Source organism: Psychrobacter maritimus, assembly GCF_029953575.1.
GTDB classification, from domain to species: domain Bacteria; phylum Pseudomonadota; class Gammaproteobacteria; order Pseudomonadales; family Moraxellaceae; genus Psychrobacter; species Psychrobacter maritimus.
Genome location: NZ_CP124526.1, coordinates 2778532 through 2798256, shown reverse-complemented (window position 1 = coordinate 2798256; position 19725 = coordinate 2778532). Strand labels below are relative to the sequence as shown.

Here is a 19725-nt window from a genome sequence, read left to right as displayed (position 1 = left end):
TACACCTAAAAATATAACTTTAAAAATATAGTTCTAAAAATTTAGCCATAAAAAATCCCGCTACGACATCATCGTGTTAGCGGGATTTTTGTTTGCTCAGCTTTTAAGTTGCTTAAGCTTAGTCTTTGGTCGCCATGGTAATGGTATAGGTTTTACCTTGTTTGACTTTTTCGCTATTGCCAAATACTTCGGTAAACGAGCGTTTCATAAACTGACGTAAGCCATTAATGGTCACCACATAAAAACGCCCACCTTGACGCATGCGCGCATAAGCATCAAGGAAATATAGATAATGCTGCTCTTTACCTACTTTGGCCGGCAAGTTCGACATCACAAGGCTAAAGTCTTTGTCCTTTGCCACATGATTAAAGCCATTTGATAAATGCACATCGACATTTTTTAGACCGTTTTTCTCGCAATTACGGCGCGCATATTCTACCGCCATAAAGTCTTTATCAATCAAGGTATGCAGACCATTCGGGCATTCACGCGCCGCCGTCATACCAAGCACGCCATAGCCACAGCCCAAATCGATCGAATCATCATCCGCTTGAAAATCCACATAATCAAGCAGCATCAAACTACCATCATCGAGCTTTTGCGGTGAAAAAATACCCCAAGTGGTCGCAAAATCAAACGGCTTGCCCAGCACATCTTGGCGAAAGTTGATATCTTCACGCCAGTGTTCGGCGCTTTTTAATAGGTCAGCAGGGGGTCTATGGCTCATGGGGTTCTCAGATATTGGATAAGTAAAAGGGGTGCGCTGCTCAATTGGACAGCGTGCATATCATGATGCACTTTATTGAGGCTATTGTAACGAGAAAAAGGCAGGTTTGCAGCTATGTATTTATGGAATTGTATGGTGGGAAGTTGTTATTGCAAAAATTGTGATGGGAGCCAATCCTGCTATCCGCTACTATCAGGGCTAAACCGCGCCGCAAGGCGACTGGTATATGATTACGAATATACGATTGCGTCATTTGAAGATGGGTAGGGTGTGGCATGCGCACCTGAATCAAAATGATGTCTAAAATTGGTGCAAAAGGCGCACCCTACATCTAAGAAATTATAGAAATTCAGCACATCTTTGTTACCGAAAAACCTTTAATCCTATTTTTTCAAACTCTTCTTTAATAAATGATCAAATATAAACGGACCAAATGGCAAAAACGAGCCAAGCACACCTGCAGGCATTGCCCATAGCGGCAATTTTATTTTGCTAGTTGCAATCAACAGCATCAAAATATAGGCGATAAACAATGCTCCATGCGCCATACCGATATATTTCACTGCTTCAGGAATGCCCATCAGATATTTTAGTGGCATGGCGATACCAAGCAATAATAAAAAAGAAGTGCCTTCTAAGTAACCCATGATGGTCAGGTTTTTGAGGGCAGAATTTTGCCCTTTTGTTAGGGTAGGCAGAGTAGATGGCTGAGCTTGCAACACGTTATATTCCTTTTACAATCATCAATAAATAGTCCATTTCAATTTTAACCGCGCGGATGATGCTCGGCATGCAACTTCTGCAATCTCGCCGTCGCCACATGGGTATAAATCTGCGTCGTTGATAAATCACTGTGTCCCAGTAATAACTGCACGCTACGCAAGTCCGCGCCATGATTTAATAAATGCGTAGCAAAGGCATGACGTAAGGTATGCGGTGATAACTCTTTATCAATGCTGGCAATTTTGGCGTATTTCTTTAATAGATACCAAAAGTTCTGCCTTGTCATATAGCCGCCTTGCGCGGTCAAAAACACCGCTTGGCAATTACCCGATTTCAAATGCGCAATCAAATCGCCGCGAGCATGCGTTAGATAATCTTCCAGTGCATCTGCTGCGTATTCGCCGAGTGGCACCAGTCGGGTTTTATTACCTTTCCCCGTAATTTGTAACCAGCCAGAATTTAGATTGACTTGTTCAAGCGACAGATTAATCAACTCGCTAACCCGTAGACCGCACGCATAGAGCACCTCTAACATGGCTTTATCACGTAGACCGAGCGCCGTGCTGCTATCAGGTGCCGCCAATAGGTTATCGACATCTGCCTCGCTCAAATCCTTTGGCAGTGGACGACCTAATTTGGGGCTTTTGATACGCTCGCACGGATTGTCCTCGCGCAGATTACTAGCAATCATCCATAGATAGAACTGGCGCAAGCTTGACAGCATACGTGCTTGCGTGCGTGGGGTTTTCCCTTCTTGAGTAAGGGTAGATAGACAGTGCAGCACGTCTTCAGGTTGCCATTTCGTCAGCGCGATAGGATTGGTCAACTCGCAAGAACGCAAATCGCGCACATAAGCGTTACGCGTCCGCGTTGCAAGTCCACGGGCAAGCATCGCTTGTCGAAACTCGGTGATATAAGTAGGTTCATCATCAACGGCTAGCGCTTTAGGTTGGCGCTGTTGCACAGCACGGTCGCGGCTCATAATTTGATACTCAATGATTAATTATCAATTATTAAAGATTAGGCAGCTTCTAAGCACCATAATGAGGTGACTTCCGCACTTCGCGCCACAAATAGAGGATCGGTATTATCTTGACTGCGACCATGCTTAGGTTTTGTATCGAGACGATATTTTACTTTCAAACCACTATTAGCAAACCAGCCTAATAATTCCTCACGAGTACGTAGCTGCAAATGCTCAGCCAAATCCGACAGAATCAACCAGACTTCTCCTTGCTTAGCTAAATGAGATTTCGCGCCCTGCAAAAACCCACGCAGCATCGCACTGTTGGCATCATAAACGGCATACTCTAACGGCGAGCTGGGCTTAGCAGGCAACCAAGGTGGATTACAGACAATTAAATTAGCGCGTGGCGCATCAGTCGGATAAAGGTCTGCTTGCTGCAACTGCACGTTAGCTAGCCCTTGGCGCGTAAAATTTTCGCTGGCGCAGGCCAAAGCACGCGGATTTAAGTCGGTGGCAATTACCTGCTTCACACCGCGCTGCGCTAAAATAATAGCCAGCAACCCAGTGCCCGTACCAATATCATAGGCGACATCATGAATTTTCGGCAATGGTGCATCAAGCAGTAGCTGCACATACTCATGGCGAGTTGGCGCAAAAACGCCATAATGCGGGAATATCGATAGACCTAAACTTTCAATTGGGACGCCTTTTTCGCGCCACTGTGCTGCACCAAGCGCCCCTTGTAGGTCACGAAATGATAACACGCAAGAATCATCTAGCTGGCCAAATGCTGCCATACAAGCTGCACTCACATCGGGGGCGCGGCGTAACTGGCTGACATAATTGGCATCAAGTTCTAATAGCAAGCGGCTTAATATGCGCGCACGCTGCGCTTGGATTTGGCGCTGCTGATGAAATAAGTTGGGAATGTCTTTGGATAACTCTGAAGATTCAGTTGCAGTTTTATTAGACTTAGCAGACTGATTTGCTGCTTTTTTTATTTTACGCTGCTCAGAGCGCTCATTGGTACGCTCGATACGTCGGTTGAGCGCTTGTAGCAATTGCTTGGCATTATGAAAGTCACCGCGCCACAGTAATGAAGTGCCCTCGCAAGCCAAACGGTAAGCCTCATCTGCGGTCGTTTTATCATCAATCAATACAATACGCGCAGGCGGCATATGATTGCTTTCCGACAACCAGCGGGCTTGATGTAAGGTTTCGTTTCCGTCTTTGTTTTCCTGCCACTGCACATACTGCTTTTGGGTTGCTAACACGCTATCTACCTTTAATTTGTGAATGATATGTTTCGTACAAAGCAAAGATATCTTGATGCTATTACTGCTGTTACTTTATTAATGTACTGGCGTTCTTAGTGCTCTTAGGTTACTAATGCTCTAGGGTCAATCAAATACATTTAAGCATTCTTTTTCTTGACCAAATACCGATAAAGCGTGGCGCTGATAGGTGCGTTATTATCGTCAGCAACTGTGATTTCATCCGGATCAACATTTAAAGGTACATTTTCAGCAAGCGTTTCTTGCTGCACAAGCTCATGGCCCAAATGACGGCAAAAATTAGGAATATCGCGAGTGGTTGCAGGGTCGGTGGCGAGTATCTCAATCACCGCACCGGCTTCGGCTTTACGAATGATTCGATGCAGCATCATCACTGGCTCAGGGCAAATAAGCCCTTGGGTATCTAGATGATGTTGAATCGTGCTATCAGATATTGAAGTTGTCATAGTCGTCGTTTTAAATTAATAAAAGGTTAAATTTTTTTGCTATCTATTGCTTAGCATTATTTTCTGTTCAGTTGTTTTACACTTCTTCAGCGATTTCGGCTTCTTCTTCAGTTTCTAAAAAATTAAAAAAGCGCTTAAAGCTAACTTTGAATAAAAACGCCACCCCAAGCCAACAAGATAACCCCAACCAAGCAGTATCGGCAAATAAAAGCCCGCCAACCAATATGATCGTTGATACGCCAATACTCATAGCAATCATCGATGGCTGATTTAAGCGATAACGATAAATAACCAACGCATCGTAAATGGTAATGGGAATGGTCAACGCCACTAAAGCGTAGGGCAAGTTATAGAAAAGTTGATAAAGCAGCTGATTGTCATGAAAGGCTTTGATACTGGCAATGGTGCCAAAGACCATGAAGGCGAGAATAGCGGCATAAATAAGATAAATCGCTATTTGGTTTGCTCGCTGAGCGCCTTTGATACGCGCAATCGCTAGCGGCGCAAAGCCACGTTGCGACTTGTTTTGCAAAGATTGGTCTGAGACAGTGGTCATATTAATCAGTCATTATTCGTTTAGATGATATAGCAAAGAGGCGCGGTATGTTAGCAATGGACTTACTGCTATCTTAATGCGCTTTAATCGCGTCGATGGCGATACTGCTACTGGGATCAGCAAAGTAAGTCGACATCAGGATACAGGCGGAGATATCATCAATTGGATCACGCTCGTTTTTAATCCAGCCGTTTTCCCACGCAATTTCGCGTGCTGCGACTGAGGTCAGGCGCTCATCGCAAAGACTCACGACTACCGGCAGATGCTGCTCCATAATTCTATGTGCTAAGCGGCGGGCAAATTTGTGCGCCCGCTTGGACAGCATTGAGCTGCTACCATCCATATTCAGTGGCAATCCGACCACCACTTTTGCCACGCCCCAAACCTTGATAATACCGAGCAGATTATCCCAATCAGGCTGACCGTTATTCATCGCCAAGATATCAAAGGCACGCGCAGTCTCGGTAATGGTATTACCTAAGGCCATGCCCATCTTTTTGACGCCATAATCGAGTGCCAAGATAAGATGCGGCTTAATCGCTGGTTCGACAGCTGTCGTATCTGTTATAAGCGTGCTATCTACCATAATCAGGGGTGTTTCCTATTTCTGTCTTCATTAAGCAAATGCTGCTAAGTATATAGTACTCAATATATAACGCTAGGCATGACCAATATCGCTGCTTAAATAGTCAAAATTAACGCCAATCTTATCGGCAGCGATTTGCCAACGCTCTTCAAATGGCGTATCAAACAATAAGTTTAAATCAGCAGGGCAGACGAGCCAGTCGCCGTTATTGAGCTCTTGGTCGAGCTGTTTTTTACCCCAACTAGCATGACCTAAGCACAGCTGATAATGACCAACGCCTTGACCAGCAGCGATACGTTTTAGGATATCTTGACTGGTAGTGATACAGACGTTTTCTGATATTGCAAAAGACGATGCCCATTCTGGCTGACCCGTATGCAGGACAAAGCCGACTTCTGGATACATAGGGCCACCTTCTAGCGCCACATCTTCCATCACTTGCGGATTAGTAACTTCAATGTCTAAATCCTCTAACAGTTTGCCCACGCGTGACTGCTCTAATGGCCGATTGACCATCAGACCGAGCGCACCGTGTTTATCGTGGCGACAGATATAAATCAGCGCCTGCTCAAACCGTGGGTCTGACAGCTCGGGTGCCGCAATTAAGAAATGATGGGTCAAATTGGCTTTGGACATAGCAAAAAACGCAACCTAATGTGAATGGTAAAATAACAGAGATGACACACCACTATATGGCGATACTGAGTAAAAAATCAACCAAAGCAAATATTTAGCGCTTATTCGACGTTAATGGTGCACCGTAAATGTTTATTTAACATCGGTCAATAAACTACGCGCATGGTCACGGGTGACATCAGTAATGGTCACACCGCCAGACATACGTGCCAGCTCATCAACTTGCGCACTATCGGTTAATATTAATAGCTCGCTTTCGGTTTGTTCATCATGATGTTTTTGTACCAAGATATGTTGATGCGCTTGCGCCGCGACTTGTGCTTGGTGGGTAATGGCTAGTAGTTGCTGCGTCTGCCCAAGCGCGCGTAATAACTCACCGACCACTTGCGCGGTGCCGCCACTGATGCCAACGTCCACTTCATCAAAGACGAGCATTGGTTTGGCGGCATTATTATCAGCATTGGTCGCTTGCAATACTTGCATCACCAGCGCCATTCGTGACAGCTCACCGCCCGAGGCAATCTTATGTAGCGGCTGCATCGGCATACCGACGTTGGCGCTAAATAATAAATCAATATCATAGCAGCCTTGCGCACTATATTGGCTCGTATCGGCCTTTTTGGTAAAGACAAACTCGCAGCGAGCGTTGGGCAGGGCAAGCGGTTGCAATTGCTTAATCAGCTGCTTACTGACAATCGGCGCCGCTTTTGAGCGCTCTTTATTTAATTGCGTTGCGAGCGTGAGATAATCTTGCCATGCTTGCTCTATTTGCGCCGCCATCGCATCGCTGCTTGGCTCGTTTTCTAATTGTGCTAATTGTGCTTCCCAACCTTTTGCTTCATCGATTAAATCATTTGCTGGCAAGCCATGCTTACGTGACAAACGATGCCCGAGACTGATTAAGCTATCGAGTGTTTGCAGGCGCTCAGGGTCAGGTAGCTGTTGCTCCGCATAATCCGATAACAAACCTGTGACCTCAGTGATTTGCAGCTGGGCTAAATGCAACTGTTCGGAAGCCTGCTCAAAGGTTTGACTGACGCCCATTTGGTTGTCACAAAGCTTAATCGCTTGCCCGAGCAAGGTCATAACATCAGGCTCATCGCTGTCATTATCGAGCAGATGCAAGCCATGACTGGCCTCTTGCATTAATGCTTCAATATTGGATAACTCTTCGTGCTCCGCTTCAACTTCTGCATAATCAACGGCGAGTAGTGGCTCAATGTCGGCAAGCTGGCTTTGCAACAACTGCATACGGTCTTGGCGCTGGGCTTCGCGGCTTGCGATATCAGCAGCACGGCGTTTGAGCTGCTGATAAGCTTGGTAGCTGCTGGCCGTTTGTTCTGCCAATGGCGTGATTTGTGCCATCTCGTCCAGCCATTGCACCACAAACTGCGGCTTAAGTAATGCTTGCTGGGCATGTTGACTATGGATATTAACCAGTAAGGCGCCCAAACTTTTAAGCTCCGCCAAGCTGACCGGCGTGCCATTTAACCACGCTTTTGAGCGCCCTGTATTACTAAGCTGACGGCGAATCAACACTTCAGGTTCTTCTAAGGGTCGGTCGTTTTTGGCAAACCATTCGGCAACGACGTCATTATTTTCTACATCAAACTGGGCATAAATATCGGCGTGCGCAGCCCCGTGTCTGACCATCGCACTGTCGGCGCGCTCACCTGCGCATAAGGATAGTGCATCCAATAATAACGACTTGCCAGCACCCGTCTCACCGGTGATGACATTGAAGCCTTCAGCCACACTCAGCTCATGCTGAGCAATCAATGCAAACTGATGTAAAGTTAATGATACGAGCATCAACGCCTCTCATGGCAGACAATGAACTTCACCAATTATGCTGATAATTCATGTCTAAAATAGGTAAATAAGGAAATAAATGGCTTTGGTTAATGGTACTAATGAGATAAATGAGATTGGCAAATATTATGGTGGCAAAAGACAGTAAATACAAATTTTAAAGGTAATCAAAGTATGGTCGTGCATTTAATAATAAAGCAAACTTTCCTAGTCGCTGTAACAAACTTTATAGATATAATGTGGTAGCATAATCTCACATAATGATAAACTCTTACCACCAGATTTTCATACAATCTGTGCTACAAGGTTGGTCTTATAGATAAACAAAGGCAGTACTATGACGGTCAAAGTCAGAGGTGCATCAATATTTCAGACAATGTAAGCTCAGCCGGAGGCTATGTTTAGCTGCTAGTGACGTTAAGCTCAATATAGTGTTAGTCGTTAAAAATTAGTCATTAAAAAGAGGTTGTTTAACTGTCATTTAGGCAGTGAATTAATCTCTGGTTTTTCAATTTGGTTTTTTAGTTTGGCAATAATTATTTGATAAGGAAGCCACTATGACAGCGGCGCAATTTACCAATGTAACAGTCAATGCTCAAGCCACGATATCCTACGATGGTCGTTGCTCAAGCCATACCATTATGTTTGAGGACGGTCGCCATAAAACGTTAGGGGTTATTTTGCCTTGCGACAATTTGGTTGAACACTATCACTTTAGCACCAATACCTCTGAACGTATCGAAATCATCAGCGGTGAGTGTGAGGTGAAAATAAACGGTGAAGAAGAATTCAGCTACTACCGCGCAGGACAATCATTCGTGGTCGAAGGCAATAGTGGCTTTAACTTACGCACGGAAGAAATCGTGCAGTATATCTGTCATTTAGAAGGTTAATGCTATTTAAGGTTGCTTCTATTAAAAGATAAAGCTCTTAAAAATTCATACTATCAAAAGTCAATGCGGATAAGGGTGTTAAAAGACTACTTCTGACACCTAAAACGAAGCACTTAAAAAGAGATAAATCTTAAATAAGGTTTGTTTCTTTTTTTTTGACGATTTTTTTAATAATAATATTTCGTTTAGCCGCTGATTAGTTGCTACAATTATCGTTATATTTTTCTTCTTTATCGCCGCGCGCGATACCCACTTTATAATCAATAGGCCTATTATGGCAAAACCTAGCTATTTCTATGGTATTCATGCAATTGATGCCTTACTCGAACACCGTCCGCTTGATGGACTCAGCTTATTTGTGCAGCAAGGACGTGAGACTGACAGCCACGTGCAAGCGATTATGGCACAAGCACGTGATAATGGCATTAGTATTCAACCGACGCAAAAAGACAAGCTTACGCAACTGTGCGGCAGCCCGCAGCACCAAGGCGTGGTGCTTAATGCGCGCCCGTTAGGTTTCGCTGACGAAGGCTTGCTCGATACTATCGCTGGACGTGAGCAGTGTTTATTATTGGTGCTTGATCAAATTACCGATGCCCATAACTTTGGTGCCTGTTTACGTACCGCAGTGGCCATGGGCGTTGATGCGGTCATTTGTCCAAAACACCATGCGGCAAGCTTGACGCCAACCGTTGCTAAAGTATCGGTAGGGGCGGCAGAGATGATGCCTATCGTCAGTGTGACCAATTTGGCACGTACGCTAACCAAAATTAAAAACGCTGGTGTATTTGTCTTTGGTACGGCCTTAAATGCAGAGGCTAAGCCAATACATGAGGCAGATTTGACGGGCAAAACCGCTATTATTATGGGATCAGAAGGTGAGGGCATGCGTCGCCTGACAACAGAAAGCTGCGATGAGCTGGTTTATATTCCGATGTCAGGCAACGAGCATGGTAACTTACAGAGTTTAAATGTGAGTGTTGCTACCGGTATGGCGCTCTACGAGATTAATCGGCAGCGAACTTTAGCTGCTGGGCAAGCGTAAGATAGTCTTGGTGTAAAGGCTCAAGCTGTACATATAATGCCGCAAGATCGCTCTCGTTGAGTACCACATCATCCGCATAACGATTACGCTCTTCGCGGCTTAGCTGATTGACCATAATGGCTTTAATCTTTTGTACGCTTTGCTCGTCACGCTGGCTGGCACGCGCAAGTTGGGTGTCCTCGGTGGCATCCATTACCAAAATACGGTGGCATAAATTGGCAAGCCCCGCTTCTGCGCCTTCAATGAGCAGCGGCGCTGATAGCACCACGTACGGTGACGTGCTGGCTGCTAGTTGCAGTTTTGCCGCTTCACGTATCGCTGGATGGGTGATTGCTTCAAGCTCAATCAGAGCCTCAGGATGAGTAAAGACATGGGTGCGCACAGCAGCGCGATCCATTTCACCATCGGCCTTTAATACCCAATCACCAAATTTTCTCTTGATTTTGCGTAAAGTGGTGCTACCTTTAGCGACAACTTGATGAGCAATCACATCCGCATCAATAATATCAATCCCTTGCTGGGCAAACCAGTCGCTTGCCGCCGACTTGCCGCTGCCGATACCACCGGTTAAACCGATGACCAATGTCTTACTTTTGGCTTGGTGAGGCTGTGGTTGAAAGGAATAAGACGAAGATGAGGCATAATTTGACATAATGATGACTTATTTAACTGATAAAAGAGGGATGACCGTAATACAGCAATAGCCTATTCTAGCAGGTTAAAGACCCTGTTTTTAGAAATTGCGGGTCTACTTGCATAGGATAGATGGCTAAGTATACATCCCTAGATACCAATTGACGATGTCTGAGCCGTATAGTAAAGCGATGATACCGGCAATCGCGATATAAGGACCAAAGGCAAAAGGACGACTTTCCCCTTGTTTTTTCATTAGAATAAGCCCAACGATTGAACCAAGCAGTGACGACAGTAAAATAATTAACGGCAACATCATAGGGCCAAGCCAAGCACCCAACACCGCCAATAATTTAAAGTCACCTTGTCCCATGCCATGTTTTTTAGTGATGAGATAAAAGACTTTGACCACAACCCACAAAGATAGAAACCCAAGCAATAGCCCCCAAATGGACTGAGTAGGGGCTACAAACCAGCCTTGAGAGTTTACCGCCAAGCCTAATCCTGCTAATGGAAAAGTCAAGCGGTCAGGCAGTAGCTGCGTATCAAAGTCAATACCGGTCAATGCTACCAGCGTCCAGACCAAAATCAGGGCAGATAATCCAGCGGCGCTGACGCCAAACTGGTAAATGACCAAGATAGATAGTAGGGCGGACGCCAACTCAACAATAGGATAACGCAGCCCAATAGGGGCTTTACACTCCGAGCAGCGTCCACGTAATGCAAGCCAACTTATTAAAGGGATATTCTCATACCATTTTATTTTATGGGCGCAATGAGGACAGCGTGAAGCAGGTGTGCTTAATGTGATAGGGGTATCGGTGGCAACGATATCTGCTAATGGCTGCGTATGTTCACGCGGCATGTCCGCTTGCTCAGCCATAAACTGGCTACACTCTTGTCGCCAAGCCGCTACCATCATTAGCGGTATACGATGAATGACGACATTTAAAAAACTGCCGACACAAAGACCGAGTAGGCCAAATACGACTAAAGCAAGAGTCATATTTTCTTGTAATAATTGTATAAATTGCATGAAGTCGTTGTCCTTGTAGTAGATTTTAGCCTACCACTGAGCCCATTTGGAAGATTGGTAAGTACATGGCAATCACTAAGCCGCCGACTAACACCCCTAGCACTGCCATAATTAGCGGCTCCATTAAGCTGGTCAAACCATCAACCGCGTTATCAACTTCATTTTCATAATAGACCGCTACTTTATCGAGCATCTCTTCTAAGCTACCTGACTCTTCACCGATACCGACCATTTGAATGGCTAAACTTGGGAATAGATTGGTTGAACGTATGGCAAACTGTAGTTGCTGACCTGTTGAGACATCGTTTTTGATTTTCTGAATGGCATTATAAAATACCACGTTATTTGCTGCACCAGCGGTAGAGTCTAAGGCATCGATAAGTGGGACACCAGCGGCAAAGGTCGTCGATAGTGTACGCGCAAAACGGGCGATAACGGCTTGGTAAGCGATATTACCAAATATTGGCGCCTTTAAAACCGCACGGTCTAAGAAATCACGGAATTTCTTAGACCGTTTTTTCGCCTCTGAAAAGCCAATAATAGCACCGCCAATAACCACGATTAAAATAAACCACCATGCCTGCATCCACTCAGACATCCCTACTACCATTTGAGTAAAAGCGGGTAGCTCGGCACCAAAAGAGCTGAATAAATCAGCAAATACAGGAACTACTTTAACTAATAGAATAATGGTGACGATAATGGCAACGACAACAACCGCAATCGGATATTTCATTGCTTTTTTAATTTTGGCTTTTAACAGCTCACTTTTCTCTTTATAGGTCGCAACGCGCTCTAACATGGTCTCAAGTGCACCTGATTGCTCACCAGAATCGACAAGTGAACAGAATAGGTCATCAAAGTAACGCGGATGCTTGCGCAGTGCCGACGCAAAGGTACCACCTGCTTCAATATCAGCTTTGATTTGCAGAACCAAGTCTTTCATACTCGGGTTATCAAGTGAGTCGGCGACAATCTCAAAAGACTGGGTCAGCGGCACACCTGCTTTCATCATGGTGGCCAATTGACGGGCAAAAATGGCAATATCAATAGGTTTGATAGATTTTTTGAAGGTATAGAGTGGCTTTGGCTTTTTCTTGATGCCTTTAACCGTAATACCTTGTTTGCGCAAGGTGGCTTTTGCCAGCTCCAAGCTACGACTGGTAGTCTAGCCTTTCACTTTTTGTCCGCGCCGGTTTACCCCATCATAGACAAAGTCTAACAGCATGTCGGTTTTAGCTTTTGCCATGTTACTACCCTCAAAAATTGTCTAATAGAGATACTGCCAAGCTATAAAAAATTGCCAAACTATAAGAAGATACCTGACCCGCATTTTGGATGTGGCATACTTTGTTTTAGCATAAAAAGCCAGTATATATCTGTTTTATATTTAAGTACATCTGTTAGGTAATATTGCTGGTTTATAAAAATCCATGCTTAAAACTATCACTCGTGGCGTTTTTATGTTCTACGATAGTTTATTCAGAGGTCACGCGCATCATTTCTTGAATACTGGTCACCCCTTGTAACACCTTTAAAACACCAGAGCGGCGTAAGTCTCTAAAGCCGTTTCTGAGTGCCGCATCTTTAATGTCTATCGCGTTACCATCTTCCATAATAATACGGGAGATATCAGGGCTGACTTTCATCACTTCGTAAATACCAACACGCCCTTTATAACCTTCACGGCATTCGTTACAGCCGACAGGCTCATAAATAATATTGTCTGGATTGTCTAAATCAGCATCGGTAAAGCCCAGTTCAAGCAGGCTTTGACGCGGGATATTGATTGGTTTTTTACAGTTCTTACATAAGCGCCGTGCCAACCGCTGAGCAATGACCAAGTTTACTGACGTTGCGATATTAAATGAGGCAACACCCATATTACGTAAGCGCGTTAAAGTTTCAGGTGCAGAGTTTGTATGCAGGGTCGACAGCACCATATGTCCCGTTTGTGCCGCTTTGATCGCAATTTCGGCGGTTTCAAGGTCACGAATCTCACCGACCATAACGATATCAGGATCTTGCCGTAAGAATGATTTAAGCGCATTGGCAAAGGTCAAATCCACCTTCGGGTTGACGTTGACCTGATTGATACCTTCAAGGTTAATCTCGACCGGATCTTCGGCAGTGGAAATATTGGTCTCGCCGGTATTTAAAATATTAATACCGGTGTAGAGCGACACGGTTTTACCAGAGCCGGTAGGACCGGTGATAAGTAACATACCTTGCGGCTTATGTAAGGCTTCTAAAAACATCTCTTTTTGATCGGGCTCATAACCTAATGCTTCAATACCAAGCATGGCTGATGAAGGATCCAAGATACGTAAAACCAGTTTTTCGCCAAATAAGGTAGGTAAAGAGTTTACTCGGAAATCGATGGCTTTATCTTTAGATATCTTAAGCTTAATACGGCCATCCTGCGGTATACGGCGCTCGGAGATGTCCATCTGCGACATCACTTTTAAGCGTGCCGCAATCTTACTCGCCAGTTGTACCGGCGGGCTGGCCATTTTTTGCATCACACCATCGACACGGAAGCGCACCCGAAAGGTTTTCTCGTAGGGTTCAAAATGTAAGTCTGAGGCGCCCATACGAATGGCGTCAACCAGCATTTTATTGACGAACTTTACAACCGGTGCTTCATCGACACCGTCACTAAGCTTGGTTTCACCTTCGTCTTCTTCGCTTTCATCAAATCCAATATTTAAATCGTTATCAGAAAAGCTGTCAAAATGCTGCATGGTATCGGCGTAAAGGTTTTCAATACGCTTTTTTAACTTATCTTCTTCAACGACGACGGTTTCAATAGATAGGCGTGAGTTAAAGGCAATGGCGTCGATGGCATCAATACGGGTCGGGTCACTCAATGCCACGAATAAGCGCTGTCCGCGCTTAAAAAGCGGTAAGGCATTAAACTTACGCACGATTTTTTCATCGACCAAGTCTTTTGGTATGACGTCTGAGCTGAGCGCATCAAGATCAAAAAGAGGGTCGCCAAACGCTTGTGACAACATCTGTGCCAACTGATAAGCATTGGCAAGCTTGTGGTCGACCAAATAAGGCACTAGCCCTATTTGCTGTTGTTGTGACTCCGTTTGCGCCGTTTTCATATGCGCTTCGCTCACAATACCTTCACTAATCAACTGCTGTGCTAAACCGCCGTATTTACTGGCTGTAATAGACATTAAGACCTCTCTTTGCTTGATATCAAATAGGCTAAATTTTTTAGACTGAATTTTACCGAAACCACATCATTATAATATTTATAGCGCATTCACTTTGAACTCGCACACAACTATTAGCATACATAGCGTATCGATTTTATTTTAAACCAACTATATATAGTTAATAACCAACATATAGTTAATAACCAACGATCGACCATGACATATATAGTTATGTCTAATAAGCGAGTGCCAATCAGTTGTATCTAACTTGTTGTAATTATTGCTAGTCAATCATACAGATGATTGATTGTCTTGGTTTTATTTATTATAAATAGAATGATATCTAAATTTACTGCTGTTAAAAGACTTTATATAGGGTATGAGATTGTTAGTCTATAAGAAATAACCACTTAGAAAAAATATAATGGAAGAGTCGGCAAAAAATCAGTTTCGATTCTGACCGCACTATACTATAGCACTTGGGAAATATTTGTTATACTTGCGCGCATATGAGCCATATTGGCAGCAATAGATAAGACAAGGTATATAAGTATGCAAGCTTGGGTAATTGGAAATTGGAAGCAGAATCCAGCAACGAGCCATGACGTCAAGGCGCTATTAGACGACTTATTAACTGCCGTTAGCAGCAAAGAGCAATCTGATATCGCTGCCTGTCAATTAATGGTCGCACCAAGTTTTATTCATTTAACAGCTGTCAATGAGCGCCTAAAAGGCAGCTCGGTGTTGTGCGCCGCACAAGATATCAGCGCGCATAGTGCAAGCACAGGCGCTTATACAGGCGATTGTTCAGCGCAGCAAATTGCTGATGCTGGCGCAACATGGACGATATTGGGTCACTCTGAGCGCCGCCAGTACCATCAAGAATCGCATGACTGCTTATTGCAAAAAATGACTCATGCACTCACGCAAAACCTGGGCGTGATATTTTGTATTGGCGAAACCCAAGCGCAGTACGATGCAAAGCAAACACTGGCCGTCATTGATGCGCAATTAGCCGTTATTAAGGACTTGCTTACTCAGCAACCAGAACTTATTGCAGGTTTACCATCGCGTTTAATCATCGCTTATGAGCCAGTTTGGGCGATTGGCACTGGCAAAGTACCGACCGTGGCGGAGGTGAGTGCAACGCATCAACATATTAAGCAAACGCTTGCGAGCTTTAATGCTGCATTAGAAAACATGACGGTCTTATATGGCGGTAGTGTCAATGCTGACAATGCCGATAGCTTTGCCGCCGATAGCATGATTGATGGTGCATTAGTTGGCGGCGCATCATTAAAAGCAGAAAGCTTTTTAGCTATTGCTCAGGCCTTTAGCCGTGCTATGGCTTAACAAAATCAAATAAAACAGCCGTTTAATAAATACTGAATGGCTACTTTATTCAAAAAATGTCTTTAGCAGTTGGCAAAAGTGGCTTTAACAGTGCCCTTGCAATCGTGTACAATGCGCCTTATTTATATAATCGCTTTGTTTATACAACTGGTTTGGCAATATTAGATGTCAATTGTTAAACATCACTCATTTTTACTATTAATCCCTACGATTTATTTTTCGTTATCAGTCGTCATTACGCGGCAAAAGAGGCCACCATGTTTACGTTTATATTAGCCCTGCACATTATCGTGGCGATTGCCATGATTGGCTTGATTTTGATACAGCATGGTAAAGGGGCAGATGCTGGGGCTTCTTTTGGTGCTGGCTCATCAGGCACGGTATTTGGCGCCGCAGGGACTGCAAACTTTTTAACGCGTGCGACCGCCGTATTAACGGTGATATTTTTTATCACCAGTATGACGCTTGCCGTGCATGCGCGTAAACAGGCAGAAGACCAGTTTCGTTTAGATGCGCCAGTATCAGCACCGCAAACGCCGCGTCCTTTGACGCAAAATCCTCAGTAGCTATTTTTAATAGTTATTGATAGTTTGTAGTCAGTATTTAATGACTATCATTAGTGACTGTTTATAAGTTAATAATGGCTGATTTTGAATAGAGTGGTTGTTAAGTGGCTTTTGCTGCAGGCAGTACTTGCTATTTTAAGAGGTTAGTTTTACAATGCTTCTCTGTTTTTAGCAGTCTTTAACCTTCGATGCCCTCCTTAAGCATCTGTTATAAAGGGTTAAAGGTGAAAAACAGCACAGTGAGAAAGATGCGATTGTGGTGGAATTGGTAGACACGCCATCTTGAGGGGGTGGTGGCGCAAGCTGTGGGGGTTCAAGTCCCCCCAATCGCACCAAGCTTTATCTGTACGATGTTTTACTTGAACGGTATAAGATTGGAATTATCGTCGACAATACTTAATTTAGTATTTATTTAAAATAAGTGTTGACACTTCTATAAAACCTCCCTATAATACGCGTTCTAGATTGATGCGGGGTGGAGCAGTCTGGTAGCTCGTCGGGCTCATAACCCGAAGGTCGTTGGTTCAAATCCAGCCCCCGCTACCACTTTTTATACTGATGTTTTGTACACTAAATTTGTCAGTAACGATTAGCCCACCATTATGTTTGTGGGTTTTTTTGTATCTGATGGTCGGTGTTATCGCGATATCTATCCTACTTATGCTAAGCTCTATCTCTATAGAGTGCGATGCTATTCGTTACTAACCATCATCTGCCGCGACCGGCGCGATGCTTGGTAAGCATACTATCCTTTATTCCTCACGCTTTTATCGATAGTTCTGCTTTATAAATAATAAAGGCATTGTCTGGTTGAGCTTGATGTTTTTTATGCTCATCCCTATATAAAAGCACGAGTCATAAAACGCCTAGCATATAAGGCTATGCATAATAGTGACGTGTTTACGTTTTAAGAATAGAATGATAATCATGGCTGAAGTAATATTCTTGTCTATATAAGACGATGCTTAATAAAGCTTTGATTGATAAAACTCTGATTCATAAGATTTTGATTAATAAAGCGCTGTTAATAAATTTTGAACTTATAAAAGTTCGATGCATAAAATTAAAAACACTTAACTCGCTATGTTCGAGAAGTGAATAGGAAAAGATAAATAGATTATGAAGCTTTCGACAAAAGTTACAGAACTGACCAATATTATTGCTCCTGCAGTTGCTGCTTGTGATGTGGCGCTATGGGGTATTGAATTTGCGCCTCAAGGCCGTCGCTCATTATTACGCATTTATATTGAGGCATTGCCAGAAGAGCAAGCGCAAGATAAACAAGTAACGATTGAGGACTGTGCAGCGGTGAATCATCAAGTGAGCGGTATTCTTGAGGTTCATGATCCGATTGCTGGCGAATATATTTTAGAAGTGTCGTCACCGGGTTTTGACCGTGCGTTCTTCTCTGATGAGCAAATGCATGCCTACGTGGGTCAAACAGTGAGCTTACGTTTGATACAAGCGATTGGCGAAGGCGATAAAAAACGCCGTAAAGCTACCGGTACTTTAGACAGTATCGATGCGACCACGTTAAAACTGACTGCTACCGATGGTGAGCAGTTTGAGATTGCGTTAAGCAATATTGATAAAGCCAACCTGATTTATGAAGATGCTTAGTCTTAAAGACTGGTTTTAAAACAGCTTTTCTTAAAATAGCTTCCTTATAAATTGGTATTTTAATCTCCAAGCAGCTTATGGCTGACGGTGAAAATATAGCGTCAACACACTAACGATAAAGTTTAAGTCAATTATAAAACGATAGGACAGGTATAGCATGAGTCGTGAAATCTTAACGGTAGTAGAAACTGTCAGTAATGAAAAGGGCTTAAATCCTGAAGATATCTTTGAAGCAATCGAAGATGCTTTGGTGGTATCCACTAAGAAAAAAGTATATACCGATCAGCCGGAAGTAGAAGTGCGGGTGTCAATTGACCGTGCAACCGGCGATTACGATACTTATCGTTACTGGACAGTGGTTGCAGATGAAGACCATGAGATGCCTGCGTGTCAGCTGGCGATTACCGATCTTGACCAAGATGAATGGTCAATTGGTGATATCAAAGAAGAGCAGATCGAATCGATTGAATTTGGTCGTATTGCTGCCACTCAAGCCAAACAAGTCATCATCCAAAAAATTCGTGAAGCGGAGCGCAATTTAGTAGCTGATGCTTTTGAGCCACGCGTTGGCGAGATGATGTATGGCGAAGTCAAAAAACAGACTCGCGATGGTTATATCATTGATTTAGGTGATAACGCTGAAGGGTATTTATCACGTGACCAAATGCTGCCACGTGAGCAATTACGCGCAAAATCGCGTATCAATGCCATTTTATATCATGTTAACCGTGAAAATCGCGGTGCGCAGTTATTGTTATCACGTACCCATCCTGAAATGCTCTCAGCGTTAATGCAAAAAGAAGTGCCTGAGATTGCAGAACAAATTATTGAAATTCGTAACGTTGCTCGCTTGCCGGGTACGCGTGCTAAAATAGCTGTGAAGACCAACGATCATCGTATCGATCCCGTTGGTGCTTGTATCGGTATGCGTGGTACACGTATCCAAGCCGTACAGCAAGAGCTTGATGGCGAGCGTATTGATGTGGTGGTATGGTCAGATGACCCTGCCCAATTTATCATCAGCGCTTTAGAGCCAGCTGACGTTAGCAGTATCATCTTAGATGAAGACACTAAAACTGCGGATATTATTTTTAGCACCAATGATCAATTGGCGCGTGCGATTGGCTCACAGGGTCAAAACGTTCGTCTGGCTTCTGAATTAACCGGCTATAAGCTTAATATGATGCTAGAAGAAGAGTATCAGCAGCGTCAAGCAAACGAATCGAAAGCCTTTATTGAATTATTTTATGAGCGTTTAGAAGTCGATAAAGACTTAGCACAAGCGCTTGTCGATATCGGTTTTACCAGTATTGAAGAAGTCGCTTATGTACCTGTCGAAACTTTCTATGATATTGAAGGGTTAGACGACGAAGCGATTGACATGATTCAAGAGCGTGCGAAAGAAGTTGTCATCGCCGATGAATTGGTCAAACAACAGAACATGAAAGAGCCAAGTCAAGAACTACAAGATCTTGAAGGGATGACGGTCAGTTGGGCTTATAAAATGGCGCAAAAAGACATCATTACCGTGGATGACTTGGCAGAACAAGCCGTCTTCGATTTAGAAGATATCGAAGGTTTAGACTCTGAAACCGCAGGAAAACTCATCATGAAAGCTCGGGAATCTTGGTTCAATGAATAAGCGGTAACTGCATATCGCT

The 19725-nt window shown here is 43.8% G+C and carries 18 protein-coding genes, 2 tRNA genes and 1 pseudogene; 8 read left to right on the top strand and 13 right to left on the bottom strand.

Features of this window, described 5'->3' with window-relative positions:
- Positions 1 to 118: 118 nt before the first annotated feature.
- The 9 genes from QJS82_RS11945 to recN all read right to left on the bottom strand — a co-directional run bounded on the left by QJS82_RS11945 (position 119) and on the right by recN (position 7748).
- Positions 119 to 727, bottom strand: a complete 609-nt coding sequence (locus QJS82_RS11945; protein WP_068407352.1) for a class I SAM-dependent methyltransferase — start codon at positions 725 to 727, stop codon at positions 119 to 121.
- A gap of 383 nt (positions 728 to 1110) precedes the next feature.
- The gene (locus tag QJS82_RS11940) at positions 1111 to 1449 is read right to left on the bottom strand and encodes a DUF3817 domain-containing protein (protein ID WP_281490629.1); all 339 of its coding nucleotides are present in this window, start codon (positions 1447 to 1449) and stop codon (positions 1111 to 1113) included.
- Positions 1450 to 1493: 44 nt separating this feature from the next.
- Positions 1494 to 2432 carry a site-specific tyrosine recombinase XerD gene (gene xerD, locus QJS82_RS11935; protein ID WP_281490628.1) on the bottom strand — a complete coding sequence of 313 codons (939 nt, stop codon included), beginning with the start codon at positions 2430 to 2432 and terminating at the stop codon, positions 1494 to 1496.
- Positions 2433 to 2470: 38 nt separating this feature from the next.
- Positions 2471 to 3691 (bottom strand): methyltransferase, encoded by a 1221-nt coding sequence (locus QJS82_RS11930; RefSeq protein WP_281490627.1) that lies wholly within the window; start codon positions 3689 to 3691, stop codon positions 2471 to 2473.
- A 140-nt stretch (positions 3692 to 3831) separates the two neighbouring features.
- Positions 3832 to 4158, bottom strand: coding sequence for a sulfurtransferase TusA (gene tusA / locus QJS82_RS11925; protein ID WP_068033657.1), 327 nt, complete (start codon positions 4156 to 4158; stop codon positions 3832 to 3834).
- Positions 4159 to 4234: 76 nt separating this feature from the next.
- The gene (locus tag QJS82_RS11920; protein ID WP_068033659.1) at positions 4235 to 4714 is read right to left on the bottom strand and encodes a hypothetical protein; all 480 of its coding nucleotides are present in this window, start codon (positions 4712 to 4714) and stop codon (positions 4235 to 4237) included.
- A gap of 73 nt (positions 4715 to 4787) precedes the next feature.
- Positions 4788 to 5300 carry a Holliday junction resolvase RuvX gene (gene ruvX, locus QJS82_RS11915; RefSeq protein ID WP_281490626.1) on the bottom strand — a complete coding sequence of 171 codons (513 nt, stop codon included), beginning with the start codon at positions 5298 to 5300 and terminating at the stop codon, positions 4788 to 4790.
- A gap of 72 nt (positions 5301 to 5372) precedes the next feature.
- On the bottom strand, positions 5373 to 5936 hold the full coding sequence (locus QJS82_RS11910) for a YqgE/AlgH family protein (RefSeq protein ID WP_201620045.1): 564 nt from the start codon (positions 5934 to 5936) through the stop codon (positions 5373 to 5375).
- Between the two features lie 132 nt (positions 5937 to 6068).
- On the bottom strand, positions 6069 to 7748 hold the full coding sequence (gene recN / locus QJS82_RS11905) for a DNA repair protein RecN (protein WP_281490625.1): 1680 nt from the start codon (positions 7746 to 7748) through the stop codon (positions 6069 to 6071).
- Positions 7749 to 8305: 557 nt separating this feature from the next.
- Here recN and ppnP point away from each other — a divergent pair.
- On the top strand, positions 8306 to 8641 hold the full coding sequence (gene ppnP / locus QJS82_RS11900) for a pyrimidine/purine nucleoside phosphorylase (RefSeq protein ID WP_068407914.1): 336 nt from the start codon (positions 8306 to 8308) through the stop codon (positions 8639 to 8641).
- Positions 8642 to 8915: 274 nt separating this feature from the next.
- Positions 8916 to 9686: a 23S rRNA (guanosine(2251)-2'-O)-methyltransferase RlmB gene (gene rlmB / locus QJS82_RS11895; protein WP_183619390.1), complete on the top strand. Its 771-nt coding sequence runs from the start codon at positions 8916 to 8918 to the stop codon at positions 9684 to 9686.
- On the opposite strand, the gene coaE is transcribed toward rlmB, so the two are convergent.
- The 4 genes and pseudogenes from coaE to pilB form a co-directional block, all read right to left on the bottom strand.
- Complete coding sequence (gene coaE, locus QJS82_RS11890; RefSeq protein ID WP_201620042.1) at positions 9649 to 10338, bottom strand: dephospho-CoA kinase; 690 nt, start codon at positions 10336 to 10338, stop codon at positions 9649 to 9651. The two genes, rlmB and coaE, sit on opposite strands and share 38 nt — an antisense overlap.
- A gap of 117 nt (positions 10339 to 10455) precedes the next feature.
- Positions 10456 to 11355: a prepilin peptidase gene (locus QJS82_RS11885; RefSeq protein WP_281490624.1), complete on the bottom strand. Its 900-nt coding sequence runs from the start codon at positions 11353 to 11355 to the stop codon at positions 10456 to 10458.
- Between the two features lie 25 nt (positions 11356 to 11380).
- Positions 11381 to 12604 (bottom strand): annotated as a pseudogene (locus QJS82_RS11880) (type II secretion system F family protein).
- Positions 12605 to 12833: 229 nt separating this feature from the next.
- Entirely contained in the window at positions 12834 to 14543 is a 1710-nt protein-coding gene (gene pilB / locus QJS82_RS11875; RefSeq protein WP_281490623.1) for a type IV-A pilus assembly ATPase PilB, read from the bottom strand.
- Positions 14544 to 15077: 534 nt separating this feature from the next.
- Here pilB and tpiA point away from each other — a divergent pair.
- The 6 genes from tpiA to nusA all read left to right on the top strand — a co-directional run bounded on the left by tpiA (position 15078) and on the right by nusA (position 19706).
- On the top strand, positions 15078 to 15878 hold the full coding sequence (gene tpiA, locus QJS82_RS11870; RefSeq protein ID WP_281490622.1) for a triose-phosphate isomerase: 801 nt from the start codon (positions 15078 to 15080) through the stop codon (positions 15876 to 15878).
- 257 nt (positions 15879 to 16135) lie between these two features.
- The gene (gene secG / locus QJS82_RS11865; RefSeq protein ID WP_025652589.1) at positions 16136 to 16444 is read left to right on the top strand and encodes a preprotein translocase subunit SecG; all 309 of its coding nucleotides are present in this window, start codon (positions 16136 to 16138) and stop codon (positions 16442 to 16444) included.
- A 250-nt stretch (positions 16445 to 16694) separates the two neighbouring features.
- Positions 16695 to 16779 (top strand) — tRNA-Leu (locus tag QJS82_RS11860).
- A 134-nt stretch (positions 16780 to 16913) separates the two neighbouring features.
- Positions 16914 to 16990 (top strand) — tRNA-Met (locus QJS82_RS11855).
- Between the two features lie 573 nt (positions 16991 to 17563).
- Entirely contained in the window at positions 17564 to 18064 is a 501-nt protein-coding gene (gene rimP / locus QJS82_RS11850; RefSeq protein ID WP_201564284.1) for a ribosome maturation factor RimP, read from the top strand.
- Positions 18065 to 18221: 157 nt separating this feature from the next.
- Entirely contained in the window at positions 18222 to 19706 is a 1485-nt protein-coding gene (nusA, locus tag QJS82_RS11845; RefSeq protein WP_149490341.1) for a transcription termination factor NusA, read from the top strand.
- Positions 19707 to 19725: the final 19 nt, after the last annotated feature.

Coding starts and splice junctions, on each gene's coding strand:
- QJS82_RS11945 (WP_068407352.1), bottom strand. CDS start 727: ATGAGCCATAGACCCCCTGCTGACCTATTAAAAAGCGCCGAACACTGG.
- xerD (WP_281490628.1), bottom strand. CDS start 2,432: ATGAGCCGCGACCGTGCTGTGCAACAGCGCCAACCTAAAGCGCTAGCC.
- tusA (WP_068033657.1), bottom strand. CDS start 4,158: ATGACAACTTCAATATCTGATAGCACGATTCAACATCATCTAGATACC.
- QJS82_RS11920 (WP_068033659.1), bottom strand. CDS start 4,714: ATGACCACTGTCTCAGACCAATCTTTGCAAAACAAGTCGCAACGTGGC.
- ruvX (WP_281490626.1), bottom strand. CDS start 5,300: ATGGTAGATAGCACGCTTATAACAGATACGACAGCTGTCGAACCAGCG.
- QJS82_RS11910 (WP_201620045.1), bottom strand. CDS start 5,936: ATGTCCAAAGCCAATTTGACCCATCATTTCTTAATTGCGGCACCCGAG.
- recN (WP_281490625.1), bottom strand. CDS start 7,748: ATGCTCGTATCATTAACTTTACATCAGTTTGCATTGATTGCTCAGCAT.
- ppnP (WP_068407914.1), top strand. CDS start 8,306: ATGACAGCGGCGCAATTTACCAATGTAACAGTCAATGCTCAAGCCACG.
- rlmB (WP_183619390.1), top strand. CDS start 8,916: ATGGCAAAACCTAGCTATTTCTATGGTATTCATGCAATTGATGCCTTA.
- coaE (WP_201620042.1), bottom strand. CDS start 10,338: ATGTCAAATTATGCCTCATCTTCGTCTTATTCCTTTCAACCACAGCCT.
- QJS82_RS11885 (WP_281490624.1), bottom strand. CDS start 11,355: ATGCAATTTATACAATTATTACAAGAAAATATGACTCTTGCTTTAGTC.
- pilB (WP_281490623.1), bottom strand. CDS start 14,543: ATGTCTATTACAGCCAGTAAATACGGCGGTTTAGCACAGCAGTTGATT.
- tpiA (WP_281490622.1), top strand. CDS start 15,078: ATGCAAGCTTGGGTAATTGGAAATTGGAAGCAGAATCCAGCAACGAGC.
- secG (WP_025652589.1), top strand. CDS start 16,136: ATGTTTACGTTTATATTAGCCCTGCACATTATCGTGGCGATTGCCATG.
- rimP (WP_201564284.1), top strand. CDS start 17,564: ATGAAGCTTTCGACAAAAGTTACAGAACTGACCAATATTATTGCTCCT.
- nusA (WP_149490341.1), top strand. CDS start 18,222: ATGAGTCGTGAAATCTTAACGGTAGTAGAAACTGTCAGTAATGAAAAG.